Raw genomic sequence first — 15909 nt, 5'->3', positions numbered from 1 at the left:
TTATTTTCCCCCGTTCAAACTGGAACTTGCTTTTTCTAATGCGGATCTAACTGCTTCTTCTACTTTGGAAACTTCCTTTCCTCCGCCTTGGGCCATGTCCGGTTTTCCGCCGCCCTTCCCGCCTAAAATTTCACAGGCAGTTTTTACGAGTTCTCCACAGTGGATCTTTCCAACCAAAGAAGAAGAACAAGTAATTACTATACTCGCATCTTCCGCGTTTTTACTGGCAAGAATGGCCACTATTTCTTTTTCCCTGACTTTGATATTATCAGAAAGCCCTTTTAATGCTTTTGCATCCTTGGACTCGAAGATCGCAGAAACAATTTTAGCGGATCCGATCACTTTAGAATTTTCGAATACTTTCGCGATCACTTCCGGATTATTTTCGAAATCCCTGGATTCTCTATTCTTCTTTTCTTTTAAGAACTTGGATTGGGCTTCTTCCAATTCTAAGGACAGTTTCTCGGAAAGGTCTCTGAGAGAAACTACTGCATCCGCACCTTTAGATTCGAACAAAGATCTGATCTCATCCGGCCCTGGGATTATGGTCTTGATAGAAAGTGCTGCCCCTTCTGCTCCTAACTCGTCCTTGATCTTTAGATTTAGATTTTGGACCGATTCCGTTAATTCTGCAAATCTATTCTGGAAGGTTTCCACAACTAGTGGGCCTGCCACTGCTTCTATCCTTCTATTTCCGGCACCTGGGCTGGATTCTTTTTTAATGAAGAAGTATCCGATATCTCCGGTATTAACTACGTGGGTTCCACCGCAGAATTCCAAGGAGCGATCTCCCATTTGTAGAACTCTTACGCTATCTCCGTATTTTTCATCGAATGCAGCAACCGCTCCGGTTTTTTTAGCTTCTTCGATCGGTAAAACTTTGGTATCTACAGGGATATGACGGACGATACTTTCGTTTACCCAGGATTCTATATTACGAATTTCTTCTACACTTAATGGACTTGGATGGGAGAAGTCGAAGCGCAGATATTCAGGAGAAACAATGGATCCTTTTTGGAGAACATGATTCCCAAGAAGTTGTCTGAGAGCACCATTTAATAAGTGAGTTCCGGAGTGATGGAATTTCAGTCTTTCTCTTCTTTCCTTCTCCACCTCAAGAACCGCTTTGTCTCCTGCGGAAAAACTTCCGGAGAGAACGGTTCCTATATGAAGAATAATATCATTTTCTTTTTGGGTATCTAAAACCTTGAAGACTGACCCGTCTTTTCGGATAAATCCTATATCTCCAACTTGTCCCCCACCTTCCGGATAGAATGGACTGGAAGAAAACACCAACACTCCAGACTCACCTTCTTTGAGAACAGTAGCTTGTTTATTATCCGAAAATATAAATTTAAGATCCGATTCTGCTTCTAAAACATCATAACCCAAAAATTGGGTCTTATCGGTTTTGATCCCTGTGAATAAGGAAACCTTGTTTGCCTTCCAAGTCTCGCGGGAAGATTGTCTATCCTTCTCTAGTTCTTCCTCGAAACCTTTTTTGTCGAATGAAAGTCCATGCTCTGCGACGATCTCTTCTGTCATCTCCGCAGGAAAACCGTAAGTTCCATAAAGTAAGAAACTATCTTTTCCGGAGAACGTGCTGGAACCTTCCGATTTGGTTTTGGAAACAAGAACTTCTATCTTTTCCAAACCGATCTCTAAGGTTTTTAGGAATAATTCCTCTTCTGCGAGAAGTGTTCTTTCTACTGAAGAGATATGTTTTTCTAGATCGGGATATCTTTCTTTATAAATATTACATACTGATTTTGCAAGTTTGTATAGGAAAGGTTCTCTCAGATCTAGTTTTCTAGCGAATAATACAGCCCTACGGATCAAACGTCGAATAACATATCCCCTTCCGGTTCTATCAGGATAAATCCCATCGGATACGGTAAAAAGAACGGAACGAATATGATCCGTAATTACTCTGAAAGGAACTTTAGTGGATTCGTTATAGGTTTTGCCTGAGATTTTTTCAACTTCTGAAATAATTCCGCGAAGTTCGTCAGTATCATAAACCGAATCCACTCCTTGTAGTAGTAAAGCCACCCTTTCTAATCCGGATCCTGTATCGATACCGGTTTGTTTAAGAGGATGAAGATTTCCTTCCGTGTCCTGGTTGAATTGGTTAAATACTATATTCCAAAATTCTAAAAAACGATCGCAATCGCAACCTGGTTTGCACTCGTATTTAACTCCACAGTCCGGAAAAGCTTTTTCAGGCCCTCTGTCCAAATATAATTCCGAACAAGGTCCACAGGCTCCACTATCTCCAGCAGGCCCCCAGAAATTATCTTTTTTACCTAAGCGAGTGATCCTCTCCTTTGGAATACCCTTGGAGATCCAGATCTTCTCAGCTTCATCATCATTTTCGAATACTGTGATCCAAAGTTTTTCTTTTGGAAAGCCTAGATGATTTACGGAACAATCTAATGCATATTCGATCGCTTCTTCTTTAAAATAATCTCCGAAGCTGAAGTTTCCGAGCATTTCGAAGAATGTACAATGTCTTTCGGTTTTACCTACATTCTCCAGGTCGGTGGTTCTCAAACATTTTTGAGCGGAAGTTGCTCTAGTATAAGGAAGTTCTACTGCACCGGTAAATAAAGGTTTAAACTGCACCATTCCGGCAGTAGTGAATAGAAGTGTAGGATCTCCCGCAGGTAGTAGAGAAGAAGAAGGAACTACTGTGTGCCCCTTCTCCTTAAAATAATCCAAAAAGATTTTGCGGACTTCGGAAACTTTTTTAAAATTCATGATACCCCTTAAAACAGAAAATGCCCGAGGTCTTGCTGGCAAGAACTTCAGGCATTCCCAAAAATAGATCTAAAAAGCGTAGATTAACGTTTAGAGAACTGAGTTCCTCTACGTGCTTTGTGTAGACCGTATTTTTTACGTTCCACCATACGTGGGTCACGAGTCAGAAGGCCTTCTTTTTTAACAGTAGCTCTGAACTCGGGATTATAACGGCAGATCACTCTTGCAAGTGCGTGACGGATCGCTCCGACTTGTCCGATGATCCCTCCTCCGGAAACGTTTACTTTAAGGTCGAACTTCTCAGCAACGTTCATCAGAGTTAAAGCAGTAATTGCTTCTTTGATATTAGAGCGGCTGTTTTGCAGATAATCTTTGTAATCTTTATCATTGATTACAATCTTACCGGAACCTTCTTTTAATTTTACGCGGGCGATTGCGTTTTTACGACGACCTACTGCCCAGATTTCCTTGGCGCTTGCCATATTCTAATATCTCCTAGAGTTCCAGTTTGATCGGCTTTTGAGCGCCGAGATTATGCTCGGTTCCTGGGAAAATTCTGAAATGAGTTAACATTTCAGCACCGAGTTTACTTTTAGGAAGCATACCCTTTACTGCTTCATACAGGATTTTTTCAGGTTGTTTAACTCTCATACTTTGGAGAGTAGTAGCTGTCATACCACCCGGATAACGAGAGTGATGGAAATATTCTTTTTGAGTCTCTTTATTTCCAGTCACAGCTACCTTAGCAGCATTGATAACGATAATATTATCTCCACAATCAACGTTGGGAGTAAAAGTAGGCTTATGTTTACCGCGGAGTCTAGTAGCGATCTCCGAAGCGAGACGACCTAAGGTTTTGCCTTCAGCGTCGACTACGTACCAAGCTTTATTAGCTTGTTCCTTTTTTAAGGAAGGAGTTCTATGCGGTTTAGATACGATTGGCATGGGTATGTCCTGTATTGGCCAATTTCGCGTACCGGCCTAAGGGGTCAAGGAAATACGGACAAAATTCCTAGAAACCGAGGCTAAAACTTGCTTCTGCACCCCATCCAATTCTACCAGCAGACCAATCAGGCCTAGGCACGACTGTCCAAGCGACCGGATTGGCAGAAGCCCCCTGCTCCCAGGATTTTCCCAGGAAATAAGTACGCACCAATTGAGCTAAATACACTCCACCCAATACATACACGGAAGTATTATATGCATGGACGGAAGTTTCATAATCTGCTCTTGCTCCAGGGACTACGGTGAGAAGGTAGAAGTTTGCAATTCCGCCTCCGTAGATATAAGCACCGGTGGTGCTACTTTTGGAGACTGCATCATCATATTTACTTTTTGCCGATTCCGCTTCGGATCTGGAATATCCTGCATACCCAAGGCTAACTAAGAATGCTCCGCCTGTGATTTTTGCTTCCAGTTTATTATCAGTATACCATTGTCCCCAGCCAGGTAGAATTGCAGAACGCCATACTGCGCTCCATCTACTTCTACTAGGTCCTGTAGAAGTAGGAGGCGGGATGATTTGGATAGGCTCCTCAACTACTTGAGGGTTTTCTTGGACCTTTTTTTCTTCTTCCTTACGAATGCGATTCTCTTCTTCTTTTGTGATATCTTTATAAATAATTTTTAATATATCTCTTTTGCTGATGTTCTGTTTGCCCGATTCCGTTTGAACAACGATCGTCTTCTCATTTTGACCTACTACGTTACCGATCACCTTACCACCTTTGCGGAGAAGAATGGTCTGATCGGCAAATAACAAACCTGGAGTTAGAACCATTGCCAATAGGAAAAAGATTGCAAAACGGACTTTAAGATTTGGGCGCATCTTGGCAGAATAAAATACTTTCAGATATTTTAGTCAAGTTTAATGAGAAATTCGCTAAGCTTTGTATTATGCGAAGCAGGAAATTTCTTGCAAAAACAACTGGTTTGGTTTTTAATCGTGCGGTGAAATTTTTTATTCAGCTGTCCTTCTTCTTTCTCATTCTTTCTTCAAACGCTTGTATGAGCTCAAAAGTTTGTTCCGATCAGGACAAAAATTGTAGTATTCAAGAACAGATATATTCTATGATCTCCGCTCCTCAAGGGATATACTTATATTCAACTCAAACAACCTACCAAGGAAATTTGGCAGTCTATGGATCTACTATCGATGACAGTCTTCATAATATCTGCACCGCAAATCGTTTGTTTGCATCGATCATCAATCCAAGTTGTATGAATGTTCTTCCTTTAGTTTCTACTTCTACAAATGTTATGTATAATTTCCCCGCACTCTATGGTGTTCCGGACAATACCAGTTACCCCATAAGAGGAGCAAGGGGAGAATTGATTGCTAACACTTGGTCAAATCTATTTGCCGGATTATTTATAACCTTTGAGCAAGCAGGCGTTACTTCCCAAACGTTTTGGACATTTGCTAACGGAGGAGGAGGTTATAATTCTGCTGACAATTGTATTGTAGGAACGAATACGGGGGCTACAGGAGCCATTGGATCTCCTACCGATGTTACTACAAACTGGCCCTTATCGGGAGCTCCTGCATGTATTGAATCTCATCCTATTCTTTGTATTTGTTATTAATAAAGTATAGGATTTTCGCCTATAAGAGAAGTTATAATTTCTTGCCTAAGGATTAACGAAGTTTTACCCTTGGTTAGATGAAGCTTCGTATTCTTGCTATTTTATTTTTTTGTATTTTATCGAACGGTTGTATTTCCGATAAAATCTGCTCGGACCAGGATAGAAGCTGCAATCCTGTCGCGAGTCTGTTGAGTCTCATTTCTGCTCCGGAAGGGATCTATGTATATTCCTCCACCCCTTCCTATGGTGGAAATTTATCCATTTTAGGTGCAGGTAACTTGGACTCTAGTTTATCAACCATTTGTAAACAAGAACGTGCCTTTGCTCCTATCTTAGATGTAGGATGTCAAAGCGTGGCTCCTTTAGTATCCACGCTTCTTGTATCTGCTAATAATTTAACTTCTCTTTATACTGATATTCCGACGAACTTACCGATGAGAGGAGGTCCCACAGGCACTATACTCGCCGACGATCTGGCTTCTTTTTTCACCGTAGATCTACACGTGACCTTAGAAGCAGCAGGTTTGGGCAGCACTGATTTCTGGACCTATGGGGATTTAAATGGGAATTATGCTTCAGGCGTTACCTGTAATGACGGGAGTGATAATTCAAATGCCTTTACTGGATATGTAGGAACTCCTCTTGCGTCTGCAGTAGGGTGGAATAGTGTATTTGCAGCAGGCTGTGACCAAGCTTACAAAGTATTTTGTATTTGTTATAGACCGGTAAGCGGTGGCGGAGGCTGAGATAAAATATCTGAAATTTATAATATGCGGAGTGAATCGTTCACCCCGCATTTCAAGTTCTATTTACAATCTTTCTTTAAAGTTGATTTAATAGTAATTTCTACATCCGGCCAAAGAACTGATTTACCGTCTTTGCTCTTATGAAGATCGCTACAAACTGTATTCAATGCAGTTAAAGCCTTACCGGCATTCCAATTGTTTACGTCCAAGGATCCTTTTGCTTCTAAAACTTCTCCAACCAAAGTGAATTGTAATGGAACATCTTTACTCACTCCATTCCAAACAAGTTTAACAACTCCAGTTCCTGATTTTCCATCTGCATCTAGTTTTGCAGAAGATACTGATCCTTCTATCTTTCCGCTCTTTTTCAGATTTCCGAAAAATGCTCCCTTGATCTTTGGATCTCTTTCCGCATTTCCACTGTCCAGATCCAAAGAATCGATAGAGAATTTTAAACCTTTTAACGCGTCGGAAACATTAGCCGAAGATTTAGCTCCTGAAATACTTACTTTAGTGAACTTGCCGGCAACTCCTGTTTTTTCAGTGAATTTAAAAGCTTTCCACTCAAGGCCGGTTGTTTCTTGGCTCACGGAATATTTGCAAGAAGCTTCTGCGGATAACGAATTGAATTGCAAACTTCCTGCAAGGGAGAATACTGAAAAAATCAGTACGGATTGATAAAAAGAATTTATACGTGATTTCATGGCCTTATACTAGGGTTGAAATAAAACAAAGTCAAGATTTTTAGATATTGGAAAGCGCTTGAACGAAGAAGAACTCATCTCCTCCTTATATCCTCCCGGTAAAGAACAGGAAAACGACTGTTATTCGGACAAAGAAGGAAACTTAATCACAACGGATACGATTGTAGAAGGAACTCATTTCCGTTTGGACTGGAGTCGTCCTGAAGATTTGGCAAACAAATTGGTAGAAGTGAACGTATCGGATATAGCAGCGGCTAACGGAACACCCCAAAAGGCATTTTTCAATTTTGGACTTTCTCCTTCCTGCAATCGAAAAGAATTTTTAGAACCGTTTATCGATTCATTTAAGAATGCATTAAACTCTTATGAGATAGAACTATGTGGTGGAGACACTTATAGGACCCAAGAGTTAAACTTAACTTTAACTCTATTAGGAAAATCTCCTTCTCCTGTAGACAGAAAGGGTGGAAAACCTGGAGATCATGTATACCTGAGCGGCCATATTGGCGCTTCCCTTTTAGGTTATAAAATATTAGAAGGCGCCCATATTTCGCTTTCTCCAGAAGTAAAAAAGATCGCCCTAGATAGGCATTTAAGACCTAAATCCAGACTAAACTTAAGTCGCTCCTTATATTCAAAAAACAGAATACATGCAGGAATGGATCTAACAGACGGGCTCAAACAAGACGTATTCAAATTAGCAAAGTCTTCCGGAGTCGGGATAGAGCTGGATCTGGACAAACTTCCTTTTGAAAATGGAGTAAAAGAAGCAATCGGGATAGAAGGTGTTTTAATATCCGGAGAAGAATTAGAACTTCTATTTTTATCCCCCGACGAATTGCCTTCTTCTTGGGAAGGGATCTCTATCCGAAAAATAGGTAGTGTTTTCGCTTTAGAAGAAGGTGAATCTCCTCAGGTCAGATATTCTTACGAAGGAAAAACTTACTCTCCTAAAGAATCAGGATTTAGACATTTTTAATCAAATTCTACTTGTGCGTCCGACAATATACGATCATTCTTCCTGATCGATGAGAAACGGTCTATTATCTTGGATCCTACCAAAGCCCCATAAACCTTTACGCCCCGAGTCAGAAATCCGAACTCTTTATCCGAAGTTTCGTTGGAGAATTTTAGAAGCCACATTCTTAGGATATTCCGTCTTTTATACCGTCCGAAACAATTTTCCGGTAGTTTCAAAAGAAATAGGCCAAGCACTCTCCTATTCACAAGAACAGATAGGAAATATTTTAGCGATCACTGCAATCTCTTATGGGATCGGAAAATTCCTGATGGGAGCATTATCCGACAGAAGTAACCCTAAGATCTTTATGCCTTTGGGCCTTATTCTAACAGGAATTTGTAATATATGTTTCGGAGCTTCCTCCGATTACCAAACACATTTAATTTTATGGGGATTAAACGGTCTATTCCAAGGAATGGGATGGCCTCCTTGTGGAAGATCCCTAGGGCATTGGTTTTCCGTTAAAGAAAGAGGGGAAAAGTTCGCAGTCTGGAACATCGCGCATAATGTAGGAGGCGGACTCGTAGGAGTGATCGCAGCTTATAGTGCCTCTTGGTTCGGATGGAGAAACGCATTTTATATTCCTGCCGCTCTTTCATTTTTAACCGCAATCTATTTATATTTTAGATTATTGGACACCCCTCAATCTGTTGGACTTCCTTCCATTGAAGAATATTCAGGAACGGAAACTGATTCTGCAAAAGTTTCAGAATCAGAAAGAGAACTCAGCTTTAAGGAAATTTTTATAGATCTGGTGCTTTTAAATAAGTACATCTGGGTCTTTGCAATAGCGAATTTTTTTGTATATATTGTCCGGTATAGCCTGACGGATTGGGGGCCTTCTTATTTAAAATTTGCGAAAGGAGCAAGTTTAGAAAAAGGAGGGATCAGCACTTTAATCTATGAATTCGCGGGAATAGGCTCAACGTTGCTCGTTGGTTGGTATTCAGACAAGGTTGGAGGGAAAAGAGGATTAGTCAGCTTGGTCTGCATGGTCCCTATCCTATTTGCATTATTCGGAATATTACTTGTTCCTTCCGGATATTTATGGGCAGACCTTACACTATTCGGTGTGGTCGGATTTTTCATCTATCCACCCGTAATGTTACTCGGAGTAGCAGGGTTAGATTTCACTTCTAAAAAAGCGGTCGGAACCGCAGCTGGATTTATAGGTTTATTCGGTTATTTAGGAAGGACTGCTCTTTCCAAAGGATTGGGATGGATGAGCTCCTATCCTTGGTTTCGCTGGGAACATTCTATATTTATAATATTTGCATCCGCAATTTTAGCCATAATATTTCTTGCATTCACTTGGAATTGGAAACCCAAACATTAGGGAACGAACATGAAAAATAGGATAGGATTCATAGACTTCTTAAGAGGATTTGCGTTATTAGGAATACTCGCAGTTAACCTGCCCTATTTTTCAAAACCAATGTATTTAGTCGCTTCCTTAGGAGAAAATTCAACTCTTCTGGATTCAATAGGCTCATGGATCGTTGCATTTTTCTTTGAATCCAAGTTTTATGTATTATTTTCCTTTTTATTCGGTTATGGATTTTCTATTCAATTAGAGAATAATCAGGAAACGAATCCCAGATCCAGGTATTTTAGAAGGATATTCGGTTTAGGAATATTAGGACTTTTGCATGGGATTTTCTTATTTCTAGGAGATATCCTTCTTTCGTATGCGATCTTAGGAGCATTACTCTGGTTTTTAAGAAACAAAACTTCTTCTTGGTTATTAAAATTTTCCTTAGTTTGCCTATTGATTGCGGCCTTGTGCAGAATAGGTATGAGTTTTGCAGAAGTAGAATTCAAATCCCAGTTAGAGGCAAACCTTCCCCGCTTATTGGAAGAGAATAGAAAAGCATATTTAGGCGGGTTCTGGGAAAGTAATGTACAAAGGACGAAAGATACAATTCTTTCTATTCCATTTTTAGTATTTTATCAATGGCCTACGGTTTTCTCAATGTTTTGTCTGGGTTTCTTTGCAGCCAAAAACTCGATCTTTACGGACTGGGAAAGAACGAGGCTTGGATTTAAAAAACTTTTTCCATGGACCTTAATCCTTGGAATTTTAGGAAACCTGGTATATACATTACATTCCCGTCATATTCTCCCCGAGAATCCAAGTATGTTCTTAAAAATTATTTATGCCGTTTCCGACACTTTCAGCGCGCCTGCACTCACATTCTGTTATGTATATTTACTCGGAAATTATTATCATTCGGAAAGAAGTTTTGCAGACAGAAATTGGCTCGAGACAATGGGAAAACTTTCTTTAACCTGCTATCTAGGAGAATCCTTAGTTTGTACTTGGATCTTTTGTGGTTGGGGACTAGGCTATTTCGATCAGATAGGTAGTTATATTGTTTTAGTTTTGACAGTTCCGATTTGGATCTTCTGGGGAATATTCTCGCTTGCGTGGAAAAGAATTTTTTCTTTAGGTCCCATGGAATGGATCCTAAGATCTTGGACTTACTGGAAGATGATCAAAATACGTTAAAACTCGATCAGCTCATCCAGCGGAATATAATCCGAGCAAAATCCGCTTTTACCGCAGGCTTACTGATATAATCATCCATGCCCGCTTCTAAACATCTTTCTCTTTCGCCGGAAACGATACCTGCGGTTACCGCAACGATAGGAACCCTATGACCATCTTTTTCCAAAGTACGAATTGCCTTGGTGGCCTCATACCCATTCATCTCAGGCATCTGGATATCCATAAAGATCAGATCAGGATTGATCTCTCTAAACTTGTCGACTGCCTCTCTTCCCGTTAGAGCTTCTATACATTTTGCCTTGGGAAGGATCTTTTTAACGATACTTTTTGCGAGCATCATATTCACGGAATTATCTTCTGCGATCAAAATAGTCGCAGTTTTATGAATTGTAGGAGCTCCTTCTTGGTCTCTTGTATTCAAAGGAAATACGAAAGGTTCCTTAAAGATCTGATTTCTGGCGAGAATATCAAATAACTTCTGCATATGAAGAGGTTTAGAAATTACTTCCTGGACTCCCAACTTTCTGGATTTTTCGGTGAATAATTCCCCTTCTTCCGGATTTACGATCAGTACGATCGGTTGGTCCTCACTTCTTATTTTTAGATCTTCTCTTACTTTTCGGACAAGTTCCAAGCCGTCACCTTCCGGCATTTCGGAATCCATCAAAATAATATCGTATCTATTTCCATTGGATAAGGTTCTCAACATCTCCTCTCCGTTTTTGGAAAAGTCGGCAGGAATATTCTGCATGGATAACATTTCTCCGATCAACTTTACGTTTTCTTGATCCTTATCAGCTACCAAAACCTTTTTAATAGAACGTAACCTGATCCAATCTTCTCCTACAGTTTCGGAAATATTCAGTTTTAGATCGAAATAGAATGTGCTTCCTTTTCCCAATTCACTTTTTACCTGGAGACCACTTCCCATCATAGACAGAAGTTTATTGGAGATAGCGAGACCTAAACCTGTTCCTCCGAATCTACGAGTAGTAGACACATCCCCTTGTGCAAAAGCCTCGAATATTTTGTCTTTCGCATCCGGTGCGATCCCGATCCCGGAATCTCTTACTGAAAATCTGAACTCTCCTTCCGTTTCCGAAATTTTTCTGAGAAGTTCTATCTTAAATTCTATCTCACCTTCTTCCGTAAATTTTACGGAGTTACTGAATAGATTTACTATAATCTGCCTAAGCCTTACATTATCCGCTTTTACAAATCTTGGGACATCCCAAGCGACATTTACAATCACTTCTAATCCTTTTTTTTGGGCTTGGAACTTGATCGTATTTACTATTTGGCTGCAAAGTTCCAATAGATTCGTATTTTCGTAGGAAAGTTCTAATTTTCCAGCTTCAATTTTAGAAAAATCTAATATATCATTGATAATATCCAGTAGTGACTCGGCAGACTGAAAGACGGTCATCATATATTGATGTTGCGTAGAATCCATTGAAGTTCGTAATAATAGATCGGAAAATCCTATGATCCCATTTAAAGGAGTTCTGATCTCATGGCTCATATTCGCCAAGAAGTCCGATTTAGCTCTATTCGCCTGTTCAGCAGCCAGTTTTGCTTTTTTTAATTCTTCTCTCTGGAGACAACTTTCGGTGATATCCTGAGTGAACATCATGATCCCGCCGACAGAACCATCCAACTGATACCAAGGCCTTACTTCCCAGCGAAGATATTGGTCATGATCCCAGCCTTCCGGTCTCCAAACATCTTCATCATTTTTTAAAACTTCTCCTGATAAACATCTTTGGTGAATATCCTTCCATTCTTGGGAAACATTAGGAAATACTTCATAATGAGAAAGTCCTACGATATCTTGTCCGGTTAAATGATATTCGGTATACCACCTTTCACTGACCGCAACATATTTGATCTCCGTATCAAACATGGCAACTGCTGCTGGCGCGTGCTCAACGAATGCGGAAAGCCTGGATTTTTCTCTAAATAATTCCAGCTCCGCCTTCTTTCTTTTATCTATATCATATAAGGCCCCAAAGATCCGAACACATTCGCCATTTTCGAATTCGGCACTCCCCACAGTTCTTACCCAAAGTTCATTTCCCTTGGCCGTTACGATTTCCATTTCCAGATCGTAAGGAATTCCTTCTGCTAAAAGTAATTTTACCGCTTCAGTTACTTTCTCCCTGCTCTCACCTTCTTTAACAAACTGCAAACCTCCTTCTATATCCGGAACGTAATCAGGAGGAACCTCATGCATTTCTTTCGTTACTGCGGACCAAGATCCTACATTACGTTTAAGATCCATATCCCAGGCGCCGATACGGACCAACTTACTTGTTTGTTCCAGTAATTCTTTTGCGTGCCTGAGTTCTTCTTCTGCTTTCTTAATTTCATCTATATCCAAGATCTGGGAAATAAAATGATTAGGTCTCCCGTTCGCATCTCGGACTAAAGCTACGGAAAGAAGTGCCCACACAATCTCTCCATCTTTTTTAATATAACGTTTTTCTAAATGATAACCGGACCTTTTTCCATCCAAGGTTTCTGTTAATAGCTGAAGATCTTTTCCAAGATCCTCTTCATACGTGATATCTTGAAAAGTTAACTTTGATAATTCTTCCCAATCATATCCGAGTAGCTTAATCAGATTTCCATTTACTTGCATCCATCTCCCTTGAGGATCTAAGATGGCCATTCCGATCGCGGAATATTCGAAAGCGCTCCTAAAAGAACTTTCCATCCTTTTTCTTTCGCCGATATCTCTTGCTATCTCTGCCGTCCCCGTCATCTTCCCGGAAGAATCGAACATTGGAGAGAGTGTGATCGACATTTCGATCCAATGCCCATCCTTTGCTTTTCGAACCGATTCAAAATGAAGGTTCTCTTTTTCAGATTTGATCTGAAGATCGATCCTGGATTCTAAAGGTTTGGATTCGTCCGGGACCAATAGATCAAATTTAGCTCCTATCATTTCCAAAGGAGTATAACCGAAAATTTTCTCAGCCCCATGATTCCAAGAAGTAATAATCCCATCCAGGTTTTTGCCGATGATAGCGTCGTCGGAAGATTCGACAATTTTTGCCAGACGAAGATTGGCGAGCTCGGCATTTCGTATCTCGGAAATATCATTAGCGATTACTGAAAACCCTACCACCTTCCCATCCCTGAAATCGGGTATATATTTTGTTAATGTATATCTGGAATGTTGTCCATCAGGAGAAGGAACCCTTCTTTCGAATAATTGTGTTTCTCCCTTTAAAGCTCCTTGTATATAAGGATAATTTAATTCGAATAATTGGTCGCCTAAAACAGCTCTTATATGTTGGCCGACTATCTTTTTGGCCTCTATTCCGAACCATTCTTGGTAGGCGTCATTCGCCAACCGATTGATCAAATTAGAATCCCAATAACCAACCAAATCGGGGAGAGTATTTATCAGAAAAAGAAAATCCAATTCTTTTTTTAAAGAATGGATCTCCGATCCTTGTAAGATACTAATTCCGCCTATGCAGATTTGATCTCCCGATCCATTTTTTAGGATTTTAAGTTTAGTATCCGTCTCCAGTTCCCCACCGGAGAGTGTTTTATAACGAATCGGAAGAGTTTTTGATTCTTGGATCTTATCTATTTGAGAATCGATCAGTTCATGATCTTTTTTAAAAAATAGATCCTTCCAATTGATATCAGGGCTCGAACCGGAAAATCCAAGAACGGATTTGAACTTCGGATTCATCCAAAATCTATTTCGATCCGAAAGATCCAAAACCCAAACACCATCCAAACCTTCGGTTTGAATGAACTGGAACACTTCCCAATCATTTTGTATCCAGTGATAGACTAACTTTTCCAGGGAATCTTGCATTTTAAGTATAAGAATAAGACGAGAATAAAGGGTCCTTACATTATTCAAAAAGTTCCTGGAGTCAATGAAAATAGAAATGGAAGATTTTGAAATTCTGTGTCTTTTGCTTGAAGATTAAAAGCAAAAGTATTTCATATTAAATTCTTCTCAATCTAAGGGTTCAGAAATGCAAAAAGAATATTGGCTTCTTCCGATCGGAGCGTTAGCTCTATTGACTTTTTTCGTATTATTGCAAATTCCAATCCGCCGCTTATACGCAGGTATTATCGGAAAGGTAATCGCGGACGATTTTAAGTTCGGAGAATCCAAAAATGTTCCTCAATGGGTATCCATTGCGAATCGGAACTATATGAATCTATTGGAAATCCCCTTATTATTCTATCTTATCTGTTTGATACAATACCTAACGGGTTCTAGTGATCCTTTAAATTTTCAGCTGGCTTGGGTCTATGTGGGACTTAGGACTATACATAGCTTGGTCCATCTTACTTATAACAACGTTATTCATAGATTGATCATATTTGCCACGAGCAATTTGATCTTATTCGGGATCTGGGTGAACTATTTCAGAAAATTTTTAGAGATTATTTTTTGGGGATAAAAATTTCCTTAGATAATGCCCTATCCAAGGTCTTTAATCCCATAAAACGTCCCAACCTTTCGTATTCTCCGCCGGAAGAATAAAAAGGCATTAGAAATATAAAGAAAACCTGATAATAATAATCGTATTTTTCAGTTAAATCAACTGAACCCAGAAGTTCACCCTTAGCATTATAAAAGTCAGTGCTCATGGCAAAAGAGCCTTCTTCCCTGTATGGACGAAAGCCCCAACCTTTGGAAAATGTATAATCTATTCCCCTATCTTCTGCCTGAGATTCCACAATCTTAATTTGGACTTTGAGATCTCCATCGGAAGATATAGTGACTTCTCTAAACAACCCTGAGTCCTCATAGGCGGAAACCAAAAGTTGTGTCCAAGTCCCTTCTCTATTCTTCTGCTCTTCCTCTTCCAGATTATAAGCGTGATCATCCTTCTCCGGAATATAGATCACTTTAATAGAAACTTTTTTATAATGTTTTAATACTTTTCCCTCGTTTAAGGTAGAAGGAGAAGAAAGTTCCGATCTCGAAACCAAAATACAGTTCGTGAATAATAAGGAAAAAAGAAGAAGGTTGAAAATATATATTCGAAAAGAGGAATACATGGATGCGTTCGATAAAAATAGAAGGATTATTTTTCTTTTTGCAATAATTCCAAATGATCCCTGGAAAGCAACCATAACGTGGATCCAGGATCTATGGCCACTCCGGAAACTCCCTTATTTTGTAGACCTAAGGCCCATAACTCTTTTGCGGTGATTGGGACAAGCGCGGTATCTTTTTTAAAATAACGGAATGATTCGGAAGGATGGGAGAATGCAGGCAAGAAAACTCTACCATGTTCATCGCTTACATATAATAGTACGATAGGTTGAGGTCCTTTTTTAGGAGAAGTTTTTTTCTTTTTCTTAGCGGCAGCTTTCTTCTTAGATTTCGCTTTTTTAGGAACAGCTTCCTCACCTGCATGAGGGATCAGAAAGTAAGCCTTGGTAAGTTCAGCGGAAAGTTTTTCTAAATTTTTTTCGGAACGATTTTTAGAATAAAGATAAATTGCTTCTCTAAATCTTGCGTTCTCTCCATCGAATTTGGGAATGGGCCCAAAATATTCCTTAATAGAAGAGAGAACTTTTTTAAAACTGGACATC

The 15909-nt window shown here is 39.7% G+C and carries 14 protein-coding genes; 6 read left to right on the top strand and 8 right to left on the bottom strand.

All coding sequences use genetic code 11. The annotated features are described in order from the left end of the window. The 4 genes from alaS to EHO58_RS11745 form a co-directional block, all read right to left on the bottom strand. Window positions 1–2760 (bottom strand): alanine--tRNA ligase, encoded by a 2760-nt coding sequence (gene alaS, locus EHO58_RS11760; protein WP_135680040.1) that lies wholly within the window; start codon window positions 2758–2760, stop codon window positions 1–3. Between the two features lie 83 nt (window positions 2761–2843). Further along, window positions 2844–3242, bottom strand: a complete 399-nt coding sequence (gene rpsI, locus EHO58_RS11755) for a 30S ribosomal protein S9 (protein WP_100724113.1) — start codon at window positions 3240–3242, stop codon at window positions 2844–2846. A 13-nt stretch (window positions 3243–3255) separates the two neighbouring features. Then, complete coding sequence (rplM, locus tag EHO58_RS11750; RefSeq protein ID WP_100724114.1) at window positions 3256–3705, bottom strand: 50S ribosomal protein L13; 450 nt, start codon at window positions 3703–3705, stop codon at window positions 3256–3258. A 67-nt stretch (window positions 3706–3772) separates the two neighbouring features. Further along, window positions 3773–4588, bottom strand: a complete 816-nt coding sequence (locus EHO58_RS11745; RefSeq protein WP_135680039.1) for an LA_0442/LA_0875 N-terminal domain-containing protein — start codon at window positions 4586–4588, stop codon at window positions 3773–3775. A 179-nt stretch (window positions 4589–4767) separates the two neighbouring features. Here EHO58_RS11745 and EHO58_RS11740 point away from each other — a divergent pair, with 179 nt between their 5' ends. Continuing rightward, the gene (locus EHO58_RS11740) at window positions 4768–5346 is read left to right on the top strand and encodes a hypothetical protein (protein WP_244241150.1); all 579 of its coding nucleotides are present in this window, start codon (window positions 4768–4770) and stop codon (window positions 5344–5346) included. Between the two features lie 188 nt (window positions 5347–5534). Next, window positions 5535–6092: a hypothetical protein gene (locus EHO58_RS11735; protein WP_244241149.1), complete on the top strand. Its 558-nt coding sequence runs from the start codon at window positions 5535–5537 to the stop codon at window positions 6090–6092. A gap of 59 nt (window positions 6093–6151) precedes the next feature. On the opposite strand, the gene EHO58_RS11730 is transcribed toward EHO58_RS11735, so the two are convergent. Then, window positions 6152–6796 (bottom strand): YceI family protein, encoded by a 645-nt coding sequence (locus EHO58_RS11730; RefSeq protein WP_135680036.1) that lies wholly within the window; start codon window positions 6794–6796, stop codon window positions 6152–6154. Between the two features lie 58 nt (window positions 6797–6854). On the opposite strand from EHO58_RS11730, the gene thiL reads away from it, so the two are divergent. The 3 genes from thiL to EHO58_RS11715 are packed head-to-tail and all read left to right on the top strand — an operon-like array spanning window position 6855 to window position 10326. Next, complete coding sequence (thiL, locus tag EHO58_RS11725) at window positions 6855–7775, top strand: thiamine-phosphate kinase (protein WP_135680035.1); 921 nt, start codon at window positions 6855–6857, stop codon at window positions 7773–7775. A 49-nt stretch (window positions 7776–7824) separates the two neighbouring features. Further along, a complete protein-coding gene (locus EHO58_RS11720) occupies window positions 7825–9153 on the top strand; it encodes an MFS transporter (protein ID WP_135680034.1) in 1329 nt (442 codons plus the stop codon). A 9-nt stretch (window positions 9154–9162) separates the two neighbouring features. Continuing rightward, window positions 9163–10326, top strand: a complete 1164-nt coding sequence (locus tag EHO58_RS11715; protein ID WP_135680033.1) for a DUF418 domain-containing protein — start codon at window positions 9163–9165, stop codon at window positions 10324–10326. A 7-nt stretch (window positions 10327–10333) separates the two neighbouring features. Here the strand turns inward: EHO58_RS11715 and EHO58_RS11710 are convergent, their stop codons facing one another. Then, window positions 10334–14164, bottom strand: coding sequence for a PAS domain S-box protein (locus EHO58_RS11710; RefSeq protein WP_135680032.1), 3831 nt, complete (start codon window positions 14162–14164; stop codon window positions 10334–10336). Between the two features lie 166 nt (window positions 14165–14330). Here EHO58_RS11710 and EHO58_RS11705 point away from each other — a divergent pair, with 166 nt between their 5' ends. Continuing rightward, window positions 14331–14765 (top strand): MAPEG family protein, encoded by a 435-nt coding sequence (locus EHO58_RS11705; protein ID WP_135680031.1) that lies wholly within the window; start codon window positions 14331–14333, stop codon window positions 14763–14765. On the opposite strand, the gene EHO58_RS11700 is transcribed toward EHO58_RS11705, so the two are convergent. Both EHO58_RS11700 and EHO58_RS11695 read right to left on the bottom strand, forming a co-directional pair. Beyond that, window positions 14749–15300 carry a hypothetical protein gene (locus tag EHO58_RS11700; RefSeq protein ID WP_244241148.1) on the bottom strand — a complete coding sequence of 184 codons (552 nt, stop codon included), beginning with the start codon at window positions 15298–15300 and terminating at the stop codon, window positions 14749–14751. The two genes, EHO58_RS11705 and EHO58_RS11700, sit on opposite strands and share 17 nt — an antisense overlap. Window positions 15301–15395: 95 nt before the next feature. Further along, window positions 15396–15908 carry an SseB family protein gene (locus tag EHO58_RS11695; RefSeq protein WP_135680029.1) on the bottom strand — a complete coding sequence of 171 codons (513 nt, stop codon included), beginning with the start codon at window positions 15906–15908 and terminating at the stop codon, window positions 15396–15398. Between the last annotated feature and the right edge of the window lies 1 nt (window position 15909).

The organism is Leptospira selangorensis (assembly GCF_004769405.1).
GTDB lineage: Bacteria > Spirochaetota > Leptospiria > Leptospirales > Leptospiraceae > Leptospira_B > Leptospira_B selangorensis.
Note: the sequence above shows the minus strand (reverse complement) of the source record. Positions and strands in the feature narration are given on the sequence as shown.